The 24878-nt window shown below is 61.2% G+C and carries 21 protein-coding genes; 7 read left to right on the plus strand and 14 right to left on the minus strand.

The window, feature by feature from the left end:
* Positions 1 to 53 precede the first annotated feature (53 nt).
* On the plus strand, positions 54 to 2390 hold the full coding sequence (locus V6607_RS05295) for an EAL domain-containing protein (protein WP_008438502.1): 2337 nt from the start codon (positions 54 to 56) through the stop codon (positions 2388 to 2390).
* Positions 2391 to 2420: 30 nt separating this feature from the next.
* On the opposite strand, the gene V6607_RS05300 is transcribed toward V6607_RS05295, so the two are convergent.
* The 4 genes from V6607_RS05300 to V6607_RS05315 form a co-directional block, all read right to left on the minus strand.
* Entirely contained in the window at positions 2421 to 3845 is a 1425-nt protein-coding gene (locus tag V6607_RS05300; RefSeq protein WP_134325785.1) for a pyridoxal-dependent decarboxylase, read from the minus strand.
* A 34-nt stretch (positions 3846 to 3879) separates the two neighbouring features.
* Positions 3880 to 4737, minus strand: a complete 858-nt coding sequence (locus tag V6607_RS05305; RefSeq protein WP_102368166.1) for a 2OG-Fe(II) oxygenase — start codon at positions 4735 to 4737, stop codon at positions 3880 to 3882.
* 244 nt (positions 4738 to 4981) lie between these two features.
* Entirely contained in the window at positions 4982 to 7399 is a 2418-nt protein-coding gene (locus V6607_RS05310) for a glucose/quinate/shikimate family membrane-bound PQQ-dependent dehydrogenase (RefSeq protein ID WP_008438499.1), read from the minus strand.
* A 113-nt stretch (positions 7400 to 7512) separates the two neighbouring features.
* Positions 7513 to 8850: a carbohydrate porin gene (locus V6607_RS05315; protein WP_134325786.1), complete on the minus strand. Its 1338-nt coding sequence runs from the start codon at positions 8848 to 8850 to the stop codon at positions 7513 to 7515.
* Positions 8851 to 8939: 89 nt separating this feature from the next.
* Between V6607_RS05315 and V6607_RS05320 the strand changes: the two genes are divergently transcribed.
* Positions 8940 to 9401, plus strand: coding sequence for a hypothetical protein (locus tag V6607_RS05320; protein WP_177437392.1), 462 nt, complete (start codon positions 8940 to 8942; stop codon positions 9399 to 9401).
* Between the two features lies 1 nt (position 9402).
* On the plus strand, positions 9403 to 9786 hold the full coding sequence (locus tag V6607_RS05325; RefSeq protein WP_134325787.1) for a DUF1640 domain-containing protein: 384 nt from the start codon (positions 9403 to 9405) through the stop codon (positions 9784 to 9786).
* A 44-nt stretch (positions 9787 to 9830) separates the two neighbouring features.
* On the opposite strand, the gene V6607_RS05330 is transcribed toward V6607_RS05325, so the two are convergent.
* Positions 9831 to 11081: an aspartate aminotransferase family protein gene (locus V6607_RS05330; protein ID WP_134325788.1), complete on the minus strand. Its 1251-nt coding sequence runs from the start codon at positions 11079 to 11081 to the stop codon at positions 9831 to 9833.
* Positions 11082 to 11187: 106 nt separating this feature from the next.
* Positions 11188 to 12084 carry a LysR substrate-binding domain-containing protein gene (locus V6607_RS05335; protein ID WP_003210377.1) on the minus strand — a complete coding sequence of 299 codons (897 nt, stop codon included), beginning with the start codon at positions 12082 to 12084 and terminating at the stop codon, positions 11188 to 11190.
* 144 nt (positions 12085 to 12228) lie between these two features.
* Here V6607_RS05335 and V6607_RS05340 point away from each other — a divergent pair, with 144 nt between their 5' ends.
* Positions 12229 to 13257, plus strand: a complete 1029-nt coding sequence (locus V6607_RS05340; RefSeq protein WP_008438485.1) for an amino acid ABC transporter substrate-binding protein — start codon at positions 12229 to 12231, stop codon at positions 13255 to 13257.
* Positions 13258 to 13261: 4 nt separating this feature from the next.
* Here V6607_RS05340 and V6607_RS05345 read toward each other — a convergent pair whose 3' ends face one another.
* The 4 genes from V6607_RS05345 to V6607_RS05360 all read right to left on the minus strand — a co-directional run bounded on the left by V6607_RS05345 (position 13262) and on the right by V6607_RS05360 (position 17493).
* Positions 13262 to 14275: a diguanylate cyclase gene (locus tag V6607_RS05345; RefSeq protein WP_023659140.1), complete on the minus strand. Its 1014-nt coding sequence runs from the start codon at positions 14273 to 14275 to the stop codon at positions 13262 to 13264.
* A gap of 137 nt (positions 14276 to 14412) precedes the next feature.
* On the minus strand, positions 14413 to 16332 hold the full coding sequence (locus V6607_RS05350) for an alkaline phosphatase D family protein (protein WP_134325789.1): 1920 nt from the start codon (positions 16330 to 16332) through the stop codon (positions 14413 to 14415).
* A 137-nt stretch (positions 16333 to 16469) separates the two neighbouring features.
* Entirely contained in the window at positions 16470 to 16715 is a 246-nt protein-coding gene (locus V6607_RS05355) for a hypothetical protein (RefSeq protein WP_003210371.1), read from the minus strand.
* The gene (locus tag V6607_RS05360; protein WP_003210369.1) at positions 16705 to 17493 is read right to left on the minus strand and encodes a VacJ family lipoprotein; all 789 of its coding nucleotides are present in this window, start codon (positions 17491 to 17493) and stop codon (positions 16705 to 16707) included. The genes V6607_RS05355 and V6607_RS05360 overlap by 11 nt, the downstream gene beginning before the upstream one ends.
* Positions 17494 to 17657: 164 nt before the next feature.
* Between V6607_RS05360 and V6607_RS05365 the strand changes: the two genes are divergently transcribed.
* Both V6607_RS05365 and V6607_RS05370 read left to right on the plus strand, forming a co-directional pair.
* Positions 17658 to 18368, plus strand: coding sequence for a response regulator (locus V6607_RS05365; protein WP_023659139.1), 711 nt, complete (start codon positions 17658 to 17660; stop codon positions 18366 to 18368).
* On the plus strand, positions 18365 to 19684 hold the full coding sequence (locus tag V6607_RS05370; RefSeq protein WP_134325790.1) for an ATP-binding protein: 1320 nt from the start codon (positions 18365 to 18367) through the stop codon (positions 19682 to 19684). Before V6607_RS05365 ends, V6607_RS05370 begins: the two co-directional genes overlap by 4 nt.
* A gap of 356 nt (positions 19685 to 20040) precedes the next feature.
* On the opposite strand, the gene V6607_RS05375 is transcribed toward V6607_RS05370, so the two are convergent.
* The 4 genes from V6607_RS05375 to V6607_RS05390 form a co-directional block, all read right to left on the minus strand.
* Positions 20041 to 22269, minus strand: coding sequence for an ATP-binding protein (locus V6607_RS05375; protein ID WP_134325791.1), 2229 nt, complete (start codon positions 22267 to 22269; stop codon positions 20041 to 20043).
* On the minus strand, positions 22266 to 22880 hold the full coding sequence (locus V6607_RS05380) for a biliverdin-producing heme oxygenase (protein WP_003210363.1): 615 nt from the start codon (positions 22878 to 22880) through the stop codon (positions 22266 to 22268). The genes V6607_RS05375 and V6607_RS05380 overlap by 4 nt, the downstream gene beginning before the upstream one ends.
* A gap of 101 nt (positions 22881 to 22981) precedes the next feature.
* The gene (locus V6607_RS05385; protein ID WP_003210361.1) at positions 22982 to 23359 is read right to left on the minus strand and encodes a response regulator; all 378 of its coding nucleotides are present in this window, start codon (positions 23357 to 23359) and stop codon (positions 22982 to 22984) included.
* A 142-nt stretch (positions 23360 to 23501) separates the two neighbouring features.
* On the minus strand, positions 23502 to 24221 hold the full coding sequence (locus tag V6607_RS05390) for an SDR family oxidoreductase (protein WP_003210358.1): 720 nt from the start codon (positions 24219 to 24221) through the stop codon (positions 23502 to 23504).
* Between the two features lie 124 nt (positions 24222 to 24345).
* Here V6607_RS05390 and V6607_RS05395 point away from each other — a divergent pair, with 124 nt between their 5' ends.
* Positions 24346 to 24870, plus strand: coding sequence for a GNAT family N-acetyltransferase (locus V6607_RS05395; RefSeq protein ID WP_134325792.1), 525 nt, complete (start codon positions 24346 to 24348; stop codon positions 24868 to 24870).
* Positions 24871 to 24878: the final 8 nt, after the last annotated feature.

The raw sequence follows: 24878 nt of genomic DNA on the forward strand, positions 1-24878 counted from the left end.
TGACGAAGGGACGTTTCGGCTGGAGGGGGCAGGCGCTGCCAGAGGGCAACAGAATGAGGTGGCGCCATACGTTTCAAACCCGGATTGCCGGGGTGCTGGCGCTGCTGTTGCTGGTGGTCGTGGCGGCGGTGTATTTCGCGGTGAAAACCGCCACCAATCGCGCCGTGGAAAACCAGGCTCAGGTGCAGTTGGAAACCGGCAGCCAGGTGTTCGAACGCCTGCTCGACCTGCGTGGCCGGCGCCTGCAATACGGCTTGAACTGGCTGACGGCGGACCTGCCGTTTCGCCAGGCTGTCGCCGATGGCGAGCCCGACGCGATTCTCGCGACCCTGCGCCGGCATGGCACCGGCCTGAGTTCCAGCGAGGTATTTGTGCTGGGGCTCGACGGCCGCGTGATGGTCAGCACGTTACCGGCGCTGACGTCCGGCCAGGCCTTTCCCTATAACGATGCCTTGCGCCAGGCCCGGCGCAGCGGCCTGCAAATGTTGATCGTGGCCCTGGATGGCCGGCCTTTCCTGCTGGTGCAACAGGAAGTCGTCGACCCCGCGCCGATCGCCCGTGTCGCCATGGGCTTTCCGATGGACGAAATCTTTGCCAGTGAATTGCGCTCCATGAGCAACCTGGAAGTGTCGTTCATCAGCGCGCAGCATGGTCAGCCCGGCGAATTGTTCAGTACTCAGCCCGAGGCGCTACAGGCGTCGATTGCCAGCGACCTGCAGGGCGCGTACATCACTCCGGTGGCGCAATTGAACCTGTTCCACGGCCAGCGCTATCTCAGCCAGGTGCTGCCGTTGGGCAACACGGCAGACGGTGGCGAGGTCCGGGTGCTGCTGCAAAGCCCGCTGGACCACGCCCTTGAATCCTTCGCGCCGCTGGACCGGCAATTTCTCGCGATCGCCCTGGTGGTGCTGCTGGTGTCGCTCGCGGGTGCGTTGTTTCTGGCGCGGCGGGTTTCACGCCCACTCAATGCGTTGGTGCAGGCGGCCGAACGCATCGGGGCCGGTGACTACCGCACACCGGTACAGGTGCGCAGCCACGATGAATTCGGCCTGCTGGCCCAGGCCTTCAACGCCATGCAAACGGGGATCGCGGTACGCGAGCGACAACTGGCCCACAACGCCTTGCACGACCCGCTCACCGGCCTGCCTAACCGCGCGCTGGCCATGGAACGCCTGGGCAGCGCCATCAGCGCCGGCCGGCCGGTGGTGTTGCTGTACCTGGGGATTGAAAACTACCGGGTGATCAACGAAGGCTACGGCCCGGAAGGCGTGGAAGAAATGCTCCGCGAAGCCAGCCGCTGCCTGCTGTCGAGCCTGTCGGCCAGCGACACCGCCGCGCGCATCACCGGCAGCGAGTTTTTGCTGCTGCTGGAAAACACCGCGATCGACCGCGCGGTGGCCCTGGCTGACCGCTTGTATGGGCTGCTCACCGAACCCCAGCGCATTGGTGGCGATGAATTGCGCCACGAAGTGAGCATCGGCATCGCCGCCTACCCGGCCGACGGCCAGCAGGTTGAAGAGCTGATCAGCCGCGCCGCGATTGCCCGCCACGATGCGGCAGCGTTCCCGGGTTACTTACAGATCTACCAGCAGGACCGCGACCTCGCCCATCAACGCCAAATCAGCCTGATTCGTGACCTGCGCCGGGCGCCGACGGAGGGCGAGTTGTACCTGTGTTACCAGCCCAAGCTCGACCTGCACCATGGCCATGTGCGCCAGGCCGAAGCGCTGTTGCGCTGGCAGCACCCGACCCTGGGCCTGGTGTCGCCGGCCGAGTTCATTCCCCTGGCCGAGCGCACCGGCAGCATGGGCAGCCTGACCCAGTGGGTGATCGAAGAAGCCATTCGCCAACTGGCCGAGTGGGCGGTGCGCGGGTTGGAGGTGCAGTTGTCGGTGAACATCTCGGTGGATGACCTGGCCGATGACGGCCTGGCCCCGCGGGTGACCGAGTTGCTGGCGCACTACCGGGTATCGGCCCGGCAACTGATTTTCGAAATCACCGAAAGCGCGATCATGCACAACCCGGCCCAGGCCCTCAGCGTGCTGGAGCAACTGCGCGCTTGTGGCATCAGCCTGTCGGTGGATGACTTCGGCACCGGCTATTCATCCCTGGCGCAACTGCAACGCCTGCCGGTGCAGGAATTGAAGATCGACCAGTCGTTTGTGCGCAACCTCGACAGCACTTCCGGCGACGGCGTGATCGTGCGCTCGACCATCGAAATGAGCCACAACCTGGGGCTCAAGGTGGTGGCCGAAGGGGTGGAGTTCGAGCCCAGCCTCAAGCTGCTCAAGCTCTGGAAGTGCGACACGGCCCAGGGCTATCTGATCAGCCGGCCGTTGAATGCCATGGCGTTTGAGATGTGGATGCGCCGCGAGCGCGTGCCGGTCTAGGGCGTCGGTGGCTGCACCGACGCCGGTCTTTCAGTGTTCCACCGTTGCATCGACCAGGCTTTGCAACCGTTCCCACAAGCCTTCGACGTGGTGGCGCTCCGTCCCCAGCGCGCCAATGGACACGCGTACCATCCAGCGCTCGTCGAGCACGGCGGGGGTGACGTAGGCGCTGCCTGAATGGTTGAGCTTTTCCGCCCAGGCCCGGGTGTAGTTATCCAGCGCCTCACCATCAAGGCCTGGTGGCTCGTGGCGAATGCACAAGGTTTGCAGGGTGACGGCGGCTACCAGTTTCCAGTGTTTGCTGCCTTCAATCTGTTCTGCCAGCCAGCGGGCATTCGCCAGGTCACGCCGCAGCCGTGCCTGCAGGCCGCTGACGCCTTGCTCGCGGATCAGGAACCACAGCTTCAGCGCGCGGAACCGGCTGCCCAGGGAGATCCGCCAGTCGCGGTAGTTCCTGACCTGGCCGTCAGCCTTGGACTGTAGATAGCTGGGGTTGGTGGTCATGATGCGAATCAAGTGCTCGGGGTCGCGTACAAAGTACACCGAGCAATCAAACGCCGCCCCCAGCCATTTGTGAGGGTTGAGGACCAGCGAGTCGGCGTTCTCGATGCCGTGCCACAGCGCGCGGCATTCCGGGAGGATCATCGCGGCCCCGGCCATGGCTGAGTCGACATGCAACCACAGGCCGTGGCGTTGCGTCAGGGCGCCGATGGCTTCCAGGGGGTCGATGGCCATGGCTGCCGTTGTGCCGGTGGTCGCAATCACCACACAGGGTCTGTTCCCGGCAGCCAGGTCTTGTTCGATTGCCCGCTCCAATGCGTGCGGTGACATTGCATTGTGTTCGTCGGTTGCCACGGTACGGATATTGTTCTGGCCGAACCCCGCCAGGATCGCGGCCTTGTTCACTGAACTATGGGCGTGGGCCGAGGTGTAGACGATCAAGGGGGCGCCGCTGTTTTGCAGGCCATCGTGCATCAGCGCGTAGTTGGAGCTGCGTTCGCGGGCGCTGATCAGCGCCACCAGGGTGGAGGTCGAGGCCGAGTCCTGGATCACTCCGCTCCAGTTGGCGCTCAGGCCGATCATGTCGCGCAGCCAATCGGTGGTGACTTCCTCGATTTCGGTCAGGGCCGGGCTCGATTGCCACGACAATCCCACCACGCCCAGGCCGGTACTCAAGCAATCGCCGAGGACGGAGGACAGTTCCACATTCGACGGGAAGAACCCGAAGAAACTTGGATGCTGCCAATGCAACAGACCGGGCATGATCAGTGTTTCGACGTCGCCCATGATCTGTTCGAACGGTTCGGCTGTCTCAGGCGGGCTGGCCGGCAATGCGGACCTGATTTCTCCCGGGGCCGTGGTGGGTTGCACACCGCGTTGCTCGATGTTTTGTCGATAGTCTGCAATCAGGTCGATCATGGCGTGGCCATGTCGGCGGAATTCTTCAGGTGTCATATCAGGGTGTCCGTCAGGAAGAGAAATAAAGGCGTTAGCACCAGAAGTAAAACGGCTGGCCAGTGGTATAGCCGATAAACGACTGGATGCTGATGCGCTTGCCTGAATCGAAACCGCAAATGGCATGGGGACGGCGAGTATTGATAATCACCAGTTCGTTTTTCTGCGGCTGGATGCGCAGCGGTTTTTGCAAACGATCTTCGGGCAGTTCCGCCCCTTCGAAACGGATGACCTCGTCGTAGGTAAACGCCTCGGTATCCCAAATGACCAGTTCACCTCCGGAAGGGGGTACTTCGAGGTAAATATTCGCGCTGAATTGATGTTCCAGTTCGGCAATCGACAAGGGCAGGCAATCGACATGGGGGACTGTTTCGGAGAGGTGGGCTGTCTCCGGGAACATGGCGCGGATAATGCCGCAGAACATCGGCTGGCCCTGGAACGCCGCGGTTGTCGCACCTTCTGGCCACACCTGCCGGATATGCTCCATCAGTAGATGGATGGGTGGTTTGCGCGGGGCACAGAGGTCATCGATCACGCAGCGCATGTGGGTGGCGTCTGCGTAGTATTTCTGCTGCGAATAGCTGTCTGCGGCCTTGCCGTAGGTGGAGTTGAACGGTGTTCCCCAGCGATGGACACCATAGAAATGCTGGACAACTTTTCCGTGCTCATAGGTCTCGTGGTTATATTCCTGGAGCGTCGCCGTTTCGTTGATATGTTTATTTAGTACTTCGCTGGTTTGTTCATTCGCGTAGTCAGGTACCCGGATGGCAAGTATTTCTCCGCGAATAAGTTTTTCCAGGCTGAGTGTGTCGAGTTGCTCAAGCGCCAGGATCCCGGGCGCCTGGCTATGCGGGACTGCAGGTATTGATTCAACGCTGTTGAGGTCCGTCATGATGAAAACTCCATGTTAGTTACAGCACGTCATATAGATAACGTTTGTTTGGCTGGGGATTTACTGGCGACAGTGAGCGTCGGATGGCGCAGGGCCAAAGTTGAGGGAAAGACTTTTGGGGAGGTATAGGACTTTTCCGAGTAAACTTTTAAATACATCGGCGCTATCGGATCGCTTTATTTCACGCATAAAAAAAGGCGGCTACCCACTTAGGTAGCCGCCTTTTTCTTACTGCCGGTTTTGCTTAATCCGGCAGTTTGAACGCCATCACATAGTCACCCTGCTTGGTGCCCAGGGAACCATGACCGCCGGCCATGACCAGCACGTACTGCTTGCCGTCCTTGCCGGTGTAGGTCATTGGTGTGGTTTGCGCGCCTGCTGGCAGGCGGCCTTCCCACAACTGCTTGCCGTTTTTCACGTCATAGGCACGCAGGTACTGGTCAAGGGTACCGCTGAGGAAGGACACGCCACCGGCGGTGGTGAAAGTCCCGCCCAGGCTTGGCACGCCCATGGTCAGTGGAATCGGAACCGGCGAGCTGTCACGCACGGTGCCGTTCTTGTGCATCCAGATGGTCTGGTGGTTGGTCAGGTCGACCGCGGCCACATAACCCCACGCCGGCGCCTGGCACGGCAGGCCCAGTGGCGACAGCATGGCTTCGAGGATCACACCGTATGGCGCGCCTTTGTTCGGCTGCACGCCTTCGGTTTCGCTGACACGCGGACCTTGCTTGGCAATGTCGGCGGCCGGGATCAGTTTCGATTTGAACGCCATGTAGCTTGGGTTCACGAACGCGATCTGGCGAACCGGGTCGACGGAAATGCCACCCCAGTCGAACACGCCGAAGTTACCTGGGTAAACGATCGAGCCCTGCAGCGATGGCGGGGTGAACGGACCGTCGTAGCGCATGGATTTGAAGTCAATCCGGCACAGCATCTGGTCGAACGGCGTCACGCCCCACATGTCACGCTCCTTGAGGGGCGGTGGCATGAAGTTCAGGTCGGACTTCGGTTGGGTCGGTGCGGTGTGATCGCCGGCCACTGCGCCTTGCGGTACAGGGATTTCATTGATCGGCACTACAGGCTGACCGTTCGAGCGGTCGATCACGTAGATGCTGCCTTGCTTGGTCGACGCCATCACCGCTTGCTTCACGCCGTCAGCGGTCTTGATGTCGATCAGCGAAGGCTGGCCGCCCACGTCCATGTCCCACAGGTCATGGTGAGTGAACTGGAAGGTCCACTTCACGTGGCCGCTGTCGATGTCCAGGGCAGTCAGGCCGGCGCTGTACTTCTCGGAGTCCGGAGTCCGGTCGCCGCCGTACTGGTCGGGCATCTGGTTACCCATCGGCAGGTAGAGCATGCCGAGTTTTTCGTCCACCGCGAACATCGACCACATGTTTGGCGAGTTGCGGGTGTAAGTCTTGCCCTCGGCCAACGGGGTGGTGTCGTCCGGGTTGCCGCTGTCCCAGTTCCACACCAGCTTGCCGGTGTGCACGTCGAACGCACGGATCACGCCGCTAGGCTCGTCGGTGGAGACGTTGTCGGTCACGTGACCGCCGATTACCACCAGGTTCTTGGTGACGGCCGGTGGCGAGGTGGAGTAGTAACCGCCCGGGGCGAAGGTGCCGATGTTGGCACGCAAGTCGATCTGGCCTTTGTCACCGAAGTCTTCGCACATCTTGCCGGTGTCGGCGTTCAGGGCGATCAGACGGGTGTCGGCGGTAGGGACGAAGATGCGTTTCGGGCAGGCATTCGGCGCGGCGGCCGGGCTGGCGCTGCCAGTCGGGCTCTGTTCCGAGGCATAGACCGCGTCATCGTGATACGACACGCCACGGCAGGTCATGTGCGCCCAACCCTTGAAGTTGGCAGCACCTTCGCTGCTGATCTTCGGGTCGAAACGCCAGATTTCCTTGCCGGTGTCCGGGTCCAGGGCAATCACCTGGCTGTGGGGCGTGCACACGTAGAGCATGCCGTTGACTTTCAGCGGGGTGTTTTCCGCGGTGGTTTCACCGGGATCGCCTGGGCCAGGGATGTCGCCAGTACGGAAGGTCCAGGCTGGAACCAGCTTGTGGGCGTTTTCCGGAGTGATCTGTGCGAGTGGCGAGTAACGATCACCGAAGGCCGAACGGCCATAGGAGTTCCAGTCACCATCAGCCTGGGCTGGCGCAGTGCTGGCCATGCCCGGTACCGCATCGCGGTCCAGCTGGCCTTTCTTGACCATGGCGCCCGGGTCGGTGAATTGGCTGGCCAATGCAGCGGCGCCGGCCAGTACGACCGCGACGCTCAGCGCGCCAGTGCCCAGCGGCGAGGCTTGGCCACGCAGCAACGGACGGCGGAACCACGGGAGCAGCATGACGATGCCGAGGGCAAACAGCAGGGCCAGGCGCGGTACCAGTTGCCACCAGTCCAGGCCGACTTCCCACAGCGCCCATACGGTGCTGGCAAACAGCACCAGTGCGTACAAGCCCAGCGCCGCACGGCGTGTTGCCAGCAGCAACAGGCCTGTGACGGTGATGCCGAGACCGGCCAGCAGGTAATACAGCGACCCGCCGAGCATGCTCAGCTTGATCCCCCCGGCCAACAAGGCCAGGCCCATTATCAGCAGCAAGATCCCCAGCAGCCTGGGCAGCAGGCGACTTGGACTTGAAGCACCATCAGTGCTCATAGTGTGGTTCTCCGTTACGTTTTGAATTGATTGCGCACAGTTCACTGTAGATGACGTTCCGGCGCAGGCTTGGTTCAGGGCTAATTCGTTTTCTTCAGAATTTACTTACAACGTCAGAATGAGCTTTGCAGCTTGATCCCGCCGATGAGCGCGTCATCCACCTGGGCCACGGCTCCGGGGTGACGGATGTATTGCAGGTTCGGGCGCACCGTCAGCCACTGGGTGACATGGATGCCGTAATAGAGCTCAGCGCTGTATTCCGTGTGTTGAATCGGCAGGTAGGACGGGTCATCGAAGTCGTATACCGCGTGGGCCTGGTTGCTTGCCTCGGCATTCTTGCGGTAGGCCGGGTTGACGTGCACCCGGGCCACGGCGAAACCGATATCGTCCTTGGCGCGGGCGTCGAACAGGCCCTTGTAGACCACGCCGGCTTGCACGTAGTTATCCACAGCGTTGGTTTTCTTGTCGTGCATCGTGCCGTTGGCGAACACGTTCAAGCCCCGCGAATGGTCGCTGGCCAGGCTGGTGACTTGCTGCTGCACCCCCAGCCACACCCCGTGCTTGCTGGAGGCGCTGCGATAGGCCTCGCCGCTGAGGGCTGCCGGCTGGTCGTTGCGGTCTTTATACACATCGCTGGCCTTGGCGCTGCTGTAGTAGTAGCCGGCGCGGTATTCGCCGGGCAGGCCGTTCAGCGTAGGCGTCCACACCAGCTCAACCGGGAGCAGGGCGCCTTGGGTGCCGCTGCCGCTGAGCTTGAAGCCGTTGCCGCGATCGAGGTTGGACGGGTTCTGTTCGTAGGCGCCGACCTGGGTGTACAACTCGGGCGTCAGGTGATATTTGACCCGCAACGCCCACTGGCTCACCGGCCAGTTGTACCAGATGCTGCCAACCCAGTTACCGACCTGCGAGCCGCAGAATGCGAGGTTCTGGAAGTCGCAGGGGAAGCTGTTGAAGTCTTCACCTTCGCCAAAGCGCCCGGCCTTGATGTCGAGCTTTTGGTCGAAGAATTTCTGCTGGTACCACATCTGCGTCAGGCGCCAGGTCTGGCCACGGCCCCAGACTTCCTGGGACGAGGTAAAACCGCCCACACGCGGATCGTTGACCCGGTCATTGGTGATGTTGTTGCCGCTGCGCTCGGTTACCGTCAACTGGAACTCGGCGTCGTGCCAGCCGAGGATCTTCTGCAGATCCAGGTGCGTGCCCAGGCCGAATTGGTCGCTGTAGCGCGCAGTGCGGTCGTGATCCGAGCCGCCGTGCAGGTTGCTGCCCATTTCGCCGGTGTAGTCGAATTTGAAGTCGTAGCCTTGTTGAGACAGCGCTGTCCGAGTGCCGCCGAAATCACCCAGCATCCACGGTGATTCAGCGTCAAAGGCAGGTGCGGCCTGGGCACAGTTGATCAGGCCGAACGGTAACAGCGCAGCGCACAGGCGCAGGTTTGGGAAAGCAGGCATAGGCAAAATGGGGTCTTAATATTTTATGGTTTTGAAACGCAAACAGCGGCCTGGCGCGTTCGCACAAGGGCGTTGAACACGGGCGGTCGATGGTTTGGTGGAATGATGAAACGTTTCAGTTTGTTGCTGACAAGGATAAAGCCCTGGCGCGGGGAGAGAAAGGGCTAAACGGAAGATGGATTCTTTCGGATTTGGTAATAGTGCGCTGGATCGTCGGATTTGGTAGCAATCTGTGCGTTGGTTTGTGTTTGAGGGCGTGGTTATCTGCGTCACCAAAACAGATGGGGGTCGACATGGAAGGCGACGACAACGTGGGTGAGGCAAAGGCCGTAACAGCCGGGGAACTAGTCATTATTCTCGGTCAGTATCACAGTGCAATTGCTAGGCTCGGCTCCGGCATCATTAGCTTGTCCGGTGCGCTCAAACATAGTGAAGACGTGGATGTAAAACAGGCGGCAGATGAAGCATGGGTGAAGCTGAATGAGTTTATCGACTGCATGGAAGGTGTAGCTGATGGACTGAATGCTTTGACCCAAAAGAAGGAGGCCTGAAATGGCGAATGACCTCAAGGATAATGTGAGCTATCTTCGCCAGGAGTACCGTCAAGGTTCGTCATCAGGCTACGACCGCAAAGGCGGCGCAGGCGGTGGGGGCAACGGAGGAGAAAACGATTTGGAAAAGCGTATTTCACAAGTTGAGGCAAGATTGGAGCGCATCGAGACGAAGCTGGATGGCATGCAGGAGCACATGGCCACCAAGTCCGATCTGATGCAGACCAAAATCGACCTGCTCGAAGCAACCTCCAGGTTGGATCTCTCAATCGCCAATTTCAGAACGGATATGCAATCGTTGGAAACCCGCCTGCTGAAATGGTTTGTCGGAACAGCTGGCGCCTTGTCTGCCATCGCCTTTGGCGTCGCCCGACTCGTCCACTGACGTTTTCCGTTCGAAGCCCGGCTTCCCGCCGGGCTTTCTGGTTTTTAAGCCAACTTCGCCAAACACTCTTCAAGAATATCCAGCCCTTCCTCCAGCACCGCCGCTTCAATCGTCAACGGCGCCAGCAGGCGGATGATATGCCGCGATTTGCCGCTGGGCATCAGCAACAAACCCGCCTCGCGGGCCAGTGCCAGCAGCTGGGTCAGTTGTTGTGGCGCCGGGCTGCCGTCGGCGTTGGCCAGTTCGATGCCACGCATGGCGCCCACGCCGGTCAAGCGGCCGAGGTAGGGGGAGAGCCTTTTCGAACACCATGATTCATAGCGACTGACGATCGCTTCTTCCTGCTGCGTGCCCCAACCTTGCAGGTGCTCGTCCGTCATTTCGTCCAGGGTGGCCAAGGCCGCCGCGCAGGCAATCGGGTTACCGGAGTAGGTGCCGCCGAGGCCGCCTTTGGGCAGGTTGTCGAGCAATGTCTTGCGACCCACCACCGCACCCAACGGCACACCGCCGGCGATGCTTTTGCCCAGCAGGATCAGGTCCGGTTCGATGCCCAGGCGTGAGAAGGCGAAGCGCTGGCCGGTGCGGCCGAAGCCGGACTGGATTTCATCGGCAATCAACAGGATGTTTTTCTCATCGCAGAAGCGTCGCAGGGCCTGGGCAAATTCCACGTCCAGCGCCAGGAAACCACCTTCGCCCTGCACGGGTTCGATGATGAAACAGGCCACGTCGTCGACGTCGATTTCCACGCTGAACAGGCGGTCCATCGCCTTGAGTGCTTCGCCGCAGGTCACGCCGTTGTCGCGGCTGGGGTAGGGCAGGTGGAACACCGGCCCCGGCAATACGCCGACTTTTTGCTTGTAGGGCGCGACCTTGCCGTTGAGATTGAGCGTCGCCAGCGTGCGCCCGTGAAACGCACCGTCAAAGGCGATGACGGCGGTGCGGCCAGTGGCGCCGCGGACAATTTTCAGGGCGTTTTCCGCCGCTTCCGCACCACTGTTGGTGAGCATGCCACTGACCGGGTAATCCACCGGGATGAATGCAGTAAGACGGTCCATCAGTTCGATGTAGGGCGCGTGAGGCGCAGCATTGAAGGCGTAGTGGGTGAGCCTGGTGGCCTGGTCGCGGATCGCCTCCACCACACGCGGGTGGCAGTGGCCCAGGTTGAGCACGCCGATGCCGCCGACGAAATCGATGAAGCGCTTGCCGGTGGTGTCCCAGACTTCGGCGTTCCGGCCATGGCTGAGGCTGATGGGGTGGACGATGGAAATCGACTGGCTGATGGTTTCGCGGCTCATGGATCCGGGACTCAAGAATAGGATGCGTCCTTTTATCTAAGCCGTGAGCCGCCTTGCCCCGCAAACGAAATAAAGTCGCCGGGTCATTATTAAAAGTCGGGATGTGCTATGGCGAGGGAGCAAGCTCCCTCGCCACATCCACCATCCAGTTCAGGAACGCCTTCACTTTCGGGATCTCCCCGGCATGTTCGGCATGGGCGATAAAGTGCGCGCCGGCACTCGGCATTCTGTAATCCCAGGGGATCATCAGGCTGGCGTTCGCCAATTCCTCGGCCACCAGATACTGTGGCACCAACGCCACGCCGTACCCCGATTGCGCGGCGCGGATGCACATGTAGAACGTGTCGAAACGCGGCCCGTGGTAGCTGTTTTGCGAGTGCAGGCCCTGTTCCAGAAACCACTCGTGCCAGGCTTCCGGGCGCGAGGTGCATTGCAGCAAGGTGTGGCGGGACGAGGCGTCGCTGCCAGCGGCAACAAACCCGGGGGCACAGACCGGCACCACGGCTTCGCGAAACAACTCGATGCAAGTCGCCCCCGGCCACGCTCCCTGGCCGAAGAAAAACGCGATATCCGCCTTGGCCTGCAACACGTCGAACGGCTCCAGTTCGTTGCGCACGTCCAGGTGGATATTGGGATGGCGCGCGGCAAAATCCTTGAGCTTGGGCACCAGCCAGCGGTCACCGAAGGTCGGCTGGGTGGCGATGCGCAGCACTTCGGTCTCGCCACCGTAGGTGAGGATGTAGCGGCTGGAAATATCCACCTGGTTGAGGATCTTGCGTACTTCCTCCAGGTACAGCGAGCCCGCCGGCGACAGGTACAAACGCTGGCGTACCCGCTGGAACAGCGGGTGGCAGAGCATCTCTTCGAGCTGTGCCACCTGCTTGCTCACCGCGCTCTGGGTCAGGTGCAGTTCTTCGGCAGCGCGGGTGAAACTCAGGTGGCGGGCGGCGGCTTCGAAGCACTGCAGGGCGGTCATCGAAGGGGTCAAGCGTTTCGAGATCATGAGAAGTTCATTCCAAATCGGAAGGAGCCTTTGCCTAAACGTCGTTTGTGGCCAAGGTGTAAAGCCGTTGATACTGACCGGCAACACTATAAACGGCGCGGGTTTGTGGCGCCGAATAATAAAGACCGACAGGGAGCGCCTTGCATGAAGCACATGAAATCCACGTTGGCGGCATTCACCGCCGCAGCACTATTGGGGCTGGCCGCAAGCGCACACGCGGGGGCGACCCTGGATGCGATCCAGAAGAAGGGTTTTATCCAGTGTGGGGTCAGTGATGGGTTACCGGGTTTTGGCGTGCCGGACGCCAACGGCAAGATGACCGGCATTGATGTGGACGTGTGCCACGCCGTCGCCGCAGCACTCTTTGGTGACGCGTCGAAAGTGAAGTTCAGCCAGTTGACCGCCAAGGAGCGTTTCACTGCGTTGCAATCCGGCGAGATCGACCTGATTTCCCGCAACACCACCTGGACCAGTTCCCGTGACGCGGGCATGGGCATGGTGTTCACCGGCGTGACCTACTACGACGGCATCGGGTTCCTGGTGAACACCAAGCTCGGTGTGAAGAGCGCCAAGGACCTGGACGGCGCGACCATCTGCATCCAGGCCGGCACCACCACCGAGCTGAACGTCTCGGATTACTTCCGCGCCAACGGCCTGAAGTACACGCCGATTACCTTCGACACTGCTGACGAAAGTGCCAAGGGCCTCGAAGCGGGCCGCTGCGACGTGCTTACTACCGACCAGTCGGGGCTGTACGCCCAGCGGATCAAGATGGCTCACCCGGATGAGTTCGTGGTGTTGCCGGAAGTGATTTCCAAGGAGCCATTGGGCCCGCTGGTGCGCAAGGGCGACGACGAGTGGTTCAGCATCGTCAAATGGACGTTGTTCGCCATGCTCAATGCCGAGGAAATGGGCATCACTTCGCAGAACGTTGAAGAGCAAGCCAAGTCCAGCAAGAACCCGGACGTCGCCCGTTTGCTCGGCGCAGACGGTGACTACGGCAAGGACCTGAAACTGCGCAAGGACTGGGTCGTGCAGATCGTCAAGCAAGTGGGCAACTACAGCGAGGTGTTCGAGCGCAACATCGGCCAGGGCAGCGTGCTGAAGATCAAGCGCGGCCTTAATGCCCTGTGGAGCAACGGCGGGATCCAGTACGCGCCGCCGGTTCGCTGAGGTTTCACGAAGAAACCGTGTCCTTGCCCGCCGCCTTGGAGCGATACAACGCCTGATCGGCCCTGGCCATCAGGCAGGCGGGTGACTCATCGTTGCGTCGCTCTACCACGCCGAGGCTCAACGTCACTTTGAAGCTGCCCACGGCGGGCAAGTCCTTGAGCGCACAGCGCATCCGCTCGGCCAATTCCCGCGCGGTCTCCAACGTGCTTTTGGGCACGATGACCATGAATTCATCGCCGCCCCAGCGGGCCAGCAAGTCGCCGTGGCGAATGCAGGCCTCCAGGCATTCCACCACGCGCACCAGGGTTTCATCGCCTACGGCATGGCCGTGCTGATCGTTGATGGGCTTGAAGTCGTCAATGTCCATGGCGATCAGCGACAGCGGCAGGCGAAACCGTTGGGCGCGAGCGCACTCTTCCAGCAGGACGCGTTCAAGGCGGTAACGATTGGCCACGCGAGTCAAGGCGTCGCGTTCGGCCAGGGAGCGATTCTCGTCCAGTTGCAACTGCAGTTGTTGATTGACCCGCGACAGCTCGCGGGTGCGCTCGGCCACCAGGGCTTCAAGGGATTGATTGCGGCGCTCCAGCTGTTCGATGGACTGTTTGCGCGCCTGGATACTGCGGTGGGCGCCGACCATGCGTGCCACCGAGCCGTCGTCGTTACGTGCGATCACGTAGCCGCGGTCTTCGATCCACAGGTAGGAGCCGTCTTTCTTGCGGCAGCGGTATTCGGCTTGATAGTGAGTGGTGCGGCGGTTGATGTAGTTATCAAACAGCACCATCACTTGGGGATAGTCATCGGGATGAATCACGTTTTCCCAGGTGAATACGCTGTTTTCCAGGGAGTGATGGGCATAGCCGAGCATTTCGTACCAGCCGGGGTTGCGGTAGACGAACCCGGTGTTGGCGTTCCAGTCCCAGATCCCGTCGCTGACCAGCTCCATGATGGCATGCAGCATGTCGGCGTTAAGGTCGCAAAAGTCCTTCCTTGACGGTTCGCTGCCGGATGTATCGTCCATTGCGCACTCCCTGCGTGGACTGGCTCCTGGGGCCAGCCAAAATTGATGCCGATACTCCGTGGCTGGCGGTACTGTACAACGGCGCCTTGGCGCTTAGAAGGGGGTCTTTGGTCTAGTGAGAGTGTGGCTAAAAGCCACTACTTGCTTGGGTTCAGCTTCTGATCAGGCGCCGCCATCCTGGTCCTGGGCGCCCCATTGGCATTGTGCTGATAAATCGCCTCAGGCTGCCCCTGCCGGTTAAAAAACACCTGCCCGATCCCGGCAGAATTCCAGAGCCGTTCGCCCGCTTCAGCGTGTTCCGGAATATGCGGCACTACCTGCATGAGTCGGCGACGGGTGAACCAGTTCAGCGGTGAGCGCGGTGAGTAGAGCCATCGATTGAGACGGTCGAACCATTCCAGCAAGCGCGGCGGGAATTCGTTCTTGATGCCGCTGCTGGTGATCTGCCAGATTTTTGGACCGGCATTGCGGTGGCGAATCAGCACTTCATAGACGAACGAGTAGTGCACGTCTCCCGAGAGGATCACGTAGTTGCCCGGTGTGCGGGAGTGACGAAAGATGTTGAGGATCACCTGTGCTGCGCCGCGGTGGGCCATCCAGTTTTCCGCGTCCACCAGCAGCGGGTAGCCGCACCAGCTGAAGGCCTTCTGCACGGTTTCGATCAGTTTGACGCCGAAGATCGGCGCCGGTGAAACGATTATCGCGCAAGGGTGATCCAGCAGCTCCTGTTGCAGTTCGCTCAGTGCTTCCCAGTCCAGCAGGCCGGAGGGTTGCTTGAGGTTGAACTCGCTGCGCCAGCGCCGGGTACGGGTGTCGAGCACTACCAGTGCGGGGGTGGTGGGCAGCACGTAATGCCATTGCTGGAACTTCAGCAGGTCATCCACCAGCTCATCTTGAGCGTCAGGCTGCAGGTAGTTGTCGTGGGCCTGTGTGGTGAGCGCCAGGGTTTTGCCGATCACCGTATCGAACGCATCCGGGTTATTGCCCCAGCCCTGGCACAGCATGTAGGCCAGCAGTGCGTTGCCGATGATGCGCTTGGAGAACGGATGCCCGTAGGCGGTTTCTTCCCATTGGGCGCTGAGGTTCCAGTCGTCGGTGATGTCGTGATCGTCGAAGATCATCAGGCAGGAGAGGTGGGCGAACACCCTGGCCACGCCACCCAGGCCGCCACGGAACGTGTCGATCTGCACTTGCTCGTGCCCATAGCGTACGTGCCCTTCGGCGCGCAGTTGCGGCGCTTGCGGTGTGATCAGCTGCCACGGTACGGGCGACCACGCCAGCAGGTACATCGCCATGACTTCGGCAAAAGTCACCAGGTGGTTGTCGGCGCTGCTGCTGGTGAAAATAGGCTTCTTCACCCCGCCAAAAAAACGCTCGCGCAGGGTCTCGTTGCTCTTCAGGGCGGGCAACAGGTCGGCTCGATGGTAGTAGCTGGCGGCATGCTCATAAAGCGCGGCGCTGTTGTCGACGACGGCACCGTCGAGGTGTTCGTCGAACAGGCCGAGGCGCGTGATCAGCGCATGAATGGCCCGCAGCATCGGCCCCGCGACATCGTCGGCGTAGACCTGGTCGCCACTCATCATCAACAAGGCCGGGCGTTCCTCCAGGGTGTTCGATGCGGCCAGCAGCCGGTCGACACACAGCAAACCGTCGGCTGCGCTGTGATGGGGCTTGCGGCAGGAACCGTGGACCAATTGGTGGATGCGGCTGTGCAGGACGAAATGCGGGCCTTGTGCGCCCGGGTAGAGCAGGTGCGGCGCCCATTCGGCGATACCGGCACGGTTTACCAGCAGGTCGTAGCCTATGCTCACGTCCTGGGGCAGGGCTTCCGCCAGCGGTACGTCGATCAGGTGGATAAAGGCCTGGCGCCCGACGGGCACCACCTTGCATTGGCTGGCGTCCAACTCGATATCGAGCGCCGCGCCTTGGGCGACTTGCAGCCTCAGGGTCAATGCCAGGGGACGACTTCCCACCAGCCACATCACCAGGCGCCGCGGTTCCAGGCGTCGCAGCAACGGGCCGGCGAGTACAGCGGGAAGTGTGTCGGGGTGAGGCATCAAGGCAACGGCTCTGGGCAAGGTTGGGCCGAAAAGGTAACGCATTGAATGTCAGCGTTTTGTTAAGGCGCGATACCCGGGCGAGCCGCAAATTACCCGGCGCCCACTGGCCCGGGCTATAAACCTTTCATCTCAAATCATGACTGCGTGGCGCAGGTCTCGCCTTCGGCAATCATCCAGCGCAGCACTTCGGCCAGGGCCACACTGTGCTGGCGCTCGACCCAGCGCACACCCTGCGGGCTGTACCGTTCGACATAGCGGCTCAGCACCAGGCGGCCCTGCTCCGACGACAGGCTCAGGCGGGTCTCCCGGCAGAGCAGGGCGCTGGTCCCGCGTTTACGAACCTGACGTTGCAGGACCAGTGAGCTTGATTCAGAAATCATCGCCGGCTCCCTGTGCACAATTATCGGCCTGAGGCGACGTCGCCCCCTGCTTGCCCTCCAGCACAAAGGCCGCGCGGTGTTCGGCCACCACGTTACGCAAGGCACTGTAGTAGTCCGGCAGCTTTTGCAGGCTGTCGGTCAGCGGCAGCAACGAGGCGCGCGTGTCCACTGTGCCACCCACCAGGCTGATGGTGCCCAGGGTTTGCACAGTATCGCTGTCGCCCAGCGGCGCCACCAGGAAGTTCAGGACCTTGCCCGCCGCATCGCGGCTGTTGCCGGTGCCCAGCAACGGCAGTTCGACAATCGGCCCGTTGCCAATCCCCCACACGCCAAAGGTCTGGCCGAAGTCGGCGGTGTGGCGAGGGATGCCCAGCGGGTCCGAGACATCAATCAAGCCGACGATCCCCACGGTGGTGTTCACCGCAAAACGTCCCAGGGTGTTGATCGAGCGCCGTGGGTTGCCTTGCAGCAGGTCGTTGATGAAGACCTTGGGCTCGCTGAAGTTGCTGGCGAAGTTATGCACACCCTGCTGGAAAAACTCCGGCATGTATCGGTAGCCTCGGGCTACAGGCGCCAGGGCGTAGTCATCCACCGCGCGGTTGAAGGCGAACACGCCCCGGTTGACTGGTTCGGCGGGGTCATACACCGGGTAGGAAACCTGTGCGCAGCGTGTGGTACTCGTTACGTTGGCCGGGCTCGCGCAGCCTGTGAGGTAAGACACAGTCAGCAACAACACCGCCTGGCGAGCCAGGTGCTGGGGGTACGTCAGTGAGCGCATGGGGTCAGTCTCCGGGAAAAGGAAGCCGATGCTGGCAGCCGCAGCTTGCGCAAAGATGTCTGCTTTATTGCGCCGTTGACGCTTTATTGCACGATTGAAATATATGACGGGCCGCGTCGAATGGTTTTAGATGGTGCATCGACAAGACCAAGTGATGCCCATCGGTGAGCCATCTTTTAATCGTGGACGATGACCTCGAGGTCCTCGCCCTGCTGAAGAAATTCTTCCTGCAACATGGCTACACGGTCGAGACCGCCGCCAATGGCGCCGAGCTGTGGGCGGCCATGGAGCGTACACCTGCCGACCTGATCATCCTCGACCTGATGCTGCCGGGGGATAACGGCCTGTTGCTGTGCCAGCGCCTGCGCCAGCAATACGCAACACCGGTGATCATGCTGACCGCCATGGGCGAACTGAGTGATCGCGTGGTGGGCCTGGAAATGGGCGCCGATGATTACCTGAGCAAACCTTTCGATGCCCGTGAATTACTTGCCCGGGTGCGCGCCGTACTGCGTCGGGCGGGTGAAAACCGGCCGACGTTGGGCGACGTGTCGCGCCCGCTGATTCGTTTCGCCGGCTGGCAACTGGACCTGACGCGCCGTGAGTTGCGCTCGCCGGACCAGGTGATGATCCCGTTGTCGTCCGGGGAGTTCGACCTGCTGCTGGTGTTCGTCGAACACCCGCAGCGCGTGCTCACCCGCGAGCAATTGCTGAACCTGGCGCGGGGCCATAGCCACGACGCGTTCGACCGCAGCATCGACGTGCAGGTCAGCCGCCTGCGACGCAAGCTGGAGTTCGACACCAAGCGCCCGGCGATGATTCGTACCGTGCGCAACGGTGGTTACCAGTTCACCGTCGCGGTGACCCGCTCATGAGCCGCTTCAAACCTCGGGACACCGTGGCCCGCTGGATTGCCCTGACCATCCTGATTGCGATGCTCACAGCGCTGGCCTTCAATGCGCTGTTTGTGCAACTGGCTGGCGTTTGGGCCAGGCCGCCGTTGGGTGAAACCGGCCTGTTGGAGAAGGTCGCGGTGATCGTGCGGATGATCGAAGCGGCGGAGCCGTCCCAGCGCGCGCAACTGACTCGGGCAGTGGCCGATGACAGCTTCAATGTGAGTTGGTCGGCCACCCGCACAGGCATTGATGTGCCGGTTCTGGAAGACCCGGGGTTTCACTCCGACCAGGTGTTCAAACAGCTGCTCAAGGGGCCGGAGCGGCGAATGGAAGCCTACGAACCGTCCGACTGGCCTGGCCCCGGCGGGCGCTATGCGCTGGTGGTGCAACTGGTGGATGAATCCTGGCTGATGTTCAGCGCGCCGTCGCGCAGCTGGGGCCTGGCGGAAGGCCCGCGAAGCCTGATCGTGCTGATGCTCGTACTGATTTCCACCGCGCTGGTCACGCTGATCGCCACCCGGCGCCTGGCCCGGCCGCTGCAGTATTTCGCCCAGGGTGTGCGACGTTTCGGCGCCGACTTTCGTGCGCCGCCTATCGAGCCGGTCGGCCCCCAGGAAATCCGCCAGGCGATTCTCGCGTTCAACGGCATGCAGGCGCAGTTGCAGCACTTCATCCAGGACCGCACCCAGATGCTCGCCGCGATTTCCCATGACCTGCGTGCGCCGCTGACCCGCCTGCGCCTGCGGGGGGAATTCATCGAAGATGCCGACCAGCAGCACCGCCTGTTCCGGGATGTCGACGAGATGCAGGCGATGATCAACACCGCGCTGGAATTCTTTCGCGACGATGCGCGTCTGGAACAGGCTACCCAACTTGACCTCGCTGAGTTGCTGCAAACGGTGATTGACGATTACCGCGACCAGTCCATCGACATCACCTTCAATGGCCCGCCACGGCTGGTGTATTTCGGTCGCCCGCTGGGGCTCAAGCGAGTGATGACCAACCTGATGGACAATGCGATCCACTACGGGCGGGCGCCGGAAATCGAACTGCAACAGAGTCCGGGCGTGGTGACGATACGGGTACTGGACCGTGGCCCGGGCATCCCGCAGGAGCAGCATGAGCAGGTGTTCCTGCCGTTCTTTCGGCTGGAAGGCTCACGCAATAAAAGTACCGGCGGGGTCGGTTTGGGCCTTTCCACGGCACGGGCGATTGTCCTGGAACACGGTGGAACGCTGACGTTGGAGAATCGCCCGTGTGGCGGGTTGGCCGCCGTGGTGGTGTTGCCGGTTTAGGAAGGCTTAACGGTCAGAGCAAATTGGGTCCCAAACCGCTCAGATTACTGCTGTTCGACTGAAAACTTTGCTGGTTGGAACTGCTACGCGAGGGCTCATCGTTTGGTTTGGGGGCCGGCTGAACAGGTTGGACGGGTTGAGTGGCTTGAGGCGAATGAGTGGGTCCATTGAAGGATTGGATATGGAAAGCGCTGCCAATGATTGGAAAGGACATAGATGTTGGCTCTCATTAGAAAGGACGTGAAGTGTGCGCATTCACCTCCCTTTGAGTGCGTCCTGATCAGTGGCCCTGGCCCGGTCCGGCGTTCCGGGCCTTTGGGTTTCCATATGCTTCGCCGTCTCGATGAGGCGCCGTTTCAAGCCGGCTTGGGCACCGTAAACCGAAACTCGCTGCCTCGCCCCAACTCACTCTCAGCCTCGATCCGCCCGCCGTGGGCCTGCACGATGCCTTGGGTGATGTACAAGCCCAGGCCGCTGCCGGTGGGATTGTTTTCGGTTTGCGTCCAGTAGCGATCAAACACGTGAGGCAACTGATCAGGGGCGATCCCTTCGCCGGAGTCACGCACCGAAAACACGATCTCTTCGCCATTGCTCAACGCACTGATGCCGATATTGCCCTGGCGCGGGGTGAACTTGATGGCGTTGCCGATCAGGTTCGACAGCACCTGGAACAACCGTTCCGGGTCGGCATGGATTTGCAGCCCGGGTTCGGCATTGAAGGACAGGTCGATGCCCTTTTCCATCGCCAGGGGCGCGAGCAGTGAATAGGCCTCCTCGAACATCTGGCTCACGTCCAGGGCCACCGGCTTGACGGTGTAGCGCCCGGCTTCGATCTTCGAGGTGTCGAGCAAATCTTCCAGCAGCACATTCATGCGCCCGGCGGCTTGTTGCATGGTATCGATGGCCGAGGAAATCCGTCGCGAGGTGTGTGGGCCATCGGAACTGAAGGCCTTTTGCATCATGCCGCAGAGCATCGAGATCACCGTCATCGGGTTGCGCAGGTCGTGGGAAACCACCGCCACCAGTTCATCTCGGGCGCGCACCGCCTGTTGTTCACGCAGCACCTGGCGGGCCAGGTCATTTTCCAGGGCCGAGCGGCGCAGGTCGTTGGCGGCGAAGCGGTCACCGTGGCTCCATTTGGTGGAAATGCCGGCCATCTCCACCTTCCAGATTTCAAACGAGGTGCGTGGGCGAAGGTGCAGGCCCGCGTCGGTGCTTTCCAGGTCCAGGGGTTTGTTCGGGTCGCCGCTCCAGTTGATGTTTTCCTTCACTTCGGGACGAAACCACAACACGCCGTTGTCCACCGGCTTGGGCAAGCTCATGGCCAGCACGCCACTGGCTACGTGCTGGTATTCAGCCGCCGGCGGGTAAACCGAGGCCAGGTTATGGCTGGCAAACACCGGCTGCCCGGCCTCTTGCAGCCACTTGTGCAGGGCGCGAATCTGCTTAGGTTCCGGGCAATTGCCGTAACGGTGCAGTTGCTTGTCTTCGATGATTGCCACACCGCCTGCGAGGGTCAGGTCCATCAGCAATTGCGGACGCTGCGCCAGGCCATCGAAGACGTTTGCGGGCGAGGCCTGCATGGCCTGGCTGAGCAAGGCCAGGGCCTCGACTTTTTCTTCGCGCTGGCGGCTTAGGTCCAGGGCCTCCATGGCGCTGATCTGCAACGACAGCACCTGGCCGATGGTCTGGCACGCGGTGCGCAAATCATTGGGCACCAGCAGCGGCTGGCGGTTGCCGCAACTGATCAGGCCCCAGAGTTTGTCGCCGGCCATCAGGGAGATGCTCATGGACGACAGCACCCCCATGTTTTTCATGTACTGGCAGTGAATCGGCGACACGCTGCGCAGGGTGGCGAAGCTCAGGTCCAGGGGCTGGCCGGTGTCCGGGCGCAACCTGGGCACCAGCGGCACTGCCTCATAATCGGCATTGGGGATGATCCGCAGCCAATTGGTGCGGTACAGCTCCCGGGCTTGTTCGGGGATGTCAGACGCCGGGAAGAACAGGCCGTTGAACAATTCCATCGACGGGGCGGACGCTTCGGCGATCACCTGGCCGTGGCCTTCCTCTTCGAAACGATAAATCAGCACCCGGTCGTAGCCGGTCATGGCCTGGATTTCGTTGACGCTGATTTCATACAAGGCTTGCAGGGTTTTCGCTGCCTGCAGGCGTTGCAGCATCTTGCCCAGGTTGCTGGTCCGACCATTGAGTGCCCGCGGCTGGAAGTCCTTGAGCCGTGGTTCGAACTCCAGCACCAGCACATCCTGATGGCGGTGCAGCAAGCCTTCGAACTCGGCGCCGTTGAGGGTCATGTGCAGCGGTGCGGCGTCGAAAAAGCTGTTTTGCGTGACCATGGCCCGGACGGCTTCGGCATGTTCAATGCCGATCAATGTGTGCAGCGGCTGGCCCAGCAGGGATTCCGGTGAGTGGTTGAACAGTTCGGCTACGTTGGCGCTCACCTGCACGATATGCAGGTCCGGCTCGGACAGGGTCAGCAGCGCACCGTGGGGCTGGATGGCCCCCGGGAAGCGGATGGGTTCGTCTGCACAGTTGGCAAGCAACTCTTCAAAATCTTCGGGTTTCATAGCAGTACCTCCTGGCTGTCGAGCCATTGCTCAAAGCAGCTGAATGTCGAGCGGGCCGCGTTCACGGCGCGCAGTTTGGCGTGCGCATCGAGGGGCACATGGCTCAGGTAGTCGAGAAAGTCTTTCCAGCGCCGACCGGTTTCAGCGCCGTACACGTTGAGAAACGCGCCGCCGTTGTCGGCATCCAGTCCCAGGCGCTGGGCCATTTCCCGGCGCAGGATTTGCCCGCCCAGGGTGGCGCCTTCCAACACATACAGCGCGCCCAGGCAGGCGGCCGGCGTGTCGAGGAGCGGTAGCGACATGCAATGGGGAAGGGCGGCGATGGCTCGGGCGTCCAGGCCCAGGGCGTGAAGATCCGTCAGCAAGGTGGGAGTTTTGCGACGCAGCATCTGATCAAACCCCACGGGGATCAAGCCGCTGTCGTTCAGCGTCGTTTCCAGAGGGTTGTAGAACCCGTAATAGGCCTGGAGCAGGCGTTTATACCGAGTGTGATCGAGCTGCGGGGAGAAAAACGGCAAGCGCTTTTCCAGGGCGACGTGCAGTAAAGCGGTACCCGACCGCAGGGCTTCAAGTACAGGGGGCGCACTAACGTCATGGGCCTGTGAATGCATTCAGTAAACTCGAACTGGGGGCCTGCTGGCCATGTAAGGTTGCTTAATAACTGACCGCAGGAGTCGCCGTGAAGTTCGCCTTGGCTGATATCGCGATGCTATCAGTGCATGGGCGAACCCTGCACCAGGGCCGACTGCACGCAGTCGATCAGGCGCTTGGTGGTCCATGGCTTGGGCAGGAACCGCACGGTGCTGCCCAACTGCGAGGCCATTGCGGTGTTGCCCGAGGTCAGCACCACCGGCAGCGTCGGCCAGCGATGGGCGACCACCTTGCTCAAGTCGTAGCCATTGAGCAGGCCGGGCATCTGGATATCGCTGACAATCAAGTCTACCGGATCACTGGCCCGTTCAAGAAAAATCATTCCTTCGTCTGCGGACGGGAACGAGGTCACCACCGCGCCGAAATCCTCCAGTACATCTACCATCAACGAGCGAATGATTTCGTCGTCTTCCAGCACCAATATCGATGGCTGAGCCATGATCCTTACTCCACCATCCGGGTTAAGTAAGGTGGAGTGGGGCGCCGTTGAATAGGTTCGATTGGATGTTTTTTTTGCGATGGGTGGTCATTTGGTTGCCTTTGAATTGCGTCAGGGCAGGGCGCTCCACTGGCGAAACCTGCTAGAAGCGTTCATCCAGCAGCGCCGGCAATGTCAGCTCCTTGACGAAACTGGCGCCGGACAGGCTCAAGACCATACGCACCACCTGCACCACGTCATGCACCGGAATCAATTGGCCCTCACCGCGCTGTTCGGCCTGGGTGCGTGAGGTGCTCAAGGAATCTTCGGTATTCAGATAGCCCAGGTTCAGGCAAGTGACACCCAGGCGTTGCTGGCGATAGCCTTCACGCAGCGCATCGGCGATGCCGCGCAAGGCGAATTTCGAGGCGCCGAACGCCACTTCGGGCCGGCCGCTCTGGGGCAGTCCCGAGGTCGAGCCGGTGAGGATGATGCGCGGCTGAGGGCTCTTCAATAACACCGGCAGCAGCCGCTTGATCAACAACAGCGGTGCGGTGATGTTGCAACTGACGATGGCTTCCAGTTGCGTGTCCTCGTCGGTGAGAAAGCTGTACGCCGGATCAAACGCCCGCGCCTCCCAGATGCCCAGGTTATAGATCAGTGTGTCCAGCCCGCCTGCCGCCACCGCCTGCTCGATGACGTGCGCCGCTTGGCCAGGCATGCCAAGGTCTGCTTCCACCCAGCGCACCTCGGCGCCAGTGCTGCACATCAAGGGATCAGGGCGACTGCGGGACACCCCGATCAGCGTATCCCCAACCCCGCCCAGCCCTTCCATCAAGGCCCTGCCCAATCCTTTGCTTGCACCGACCACCATGGTTTTCATCGCTTGTCTCCTGAACCGCTGTGCCGAGAGGAGCGGGCATGCAAGCAGAGTGGTGGGGTGATATCAATTGAGTGGCTGTTTCCAGATGTTAATCTCAGGTGTTTCAACGATCCCGGGTTGCCTCATGCTGACTGTTATCCGCCTTGCCGCCGCACCCGACGCAGTGTGTTTACCTGCAATAGAGCGCAGTGCGGCCCAGTCCTTTCGTGCGATCGAATCCTTGAGCTGGCTGGCCGATGCCGAGGTCATGAGTGTTGAACGTCATCTGCAGTTGATCGCGTTGGGTACGTGTTGGGTGGCGGTGGATACTGCTGGCCAGGTCCAGGGTTTTCTCAGTGCACAGATGTTTGATGACGACCTGCACATCCATGAACTGTCGGTGGCGCAGGTCATGCAGGGCCGTGGCGCAGGGCGGCAATTGCTTGAGGCCGTGATGAATGAGGCTCGCTCGCGCCGGTTGCGGGCAGTCACCTTGACCACATTTTGCGACGTGCCCTGGAACAGCCCGTTTTATCAGCGGCTGGGATTTGAGCAAGCACATTCGCTGGCGCCGGATCATCGTTTGGCAGAGGCTCTGCGCGAGGAGTATCGTCACGGTTTTGCGCCGGGCAGTCGCTGTGCCATGTCATGGCAGGTCGTAGCGCGTTAAGTAAAGGC

Origin of the sequence: Pseudomonas sp. KK18 (assembly GCF_037094675.1) — a bacterium.
Lineage (GTDB): Bacteria > Pseudomonadota > Gammaproteobacteria > Pseudomonadales > Pseudomonadaceae > Aquipseudomonas.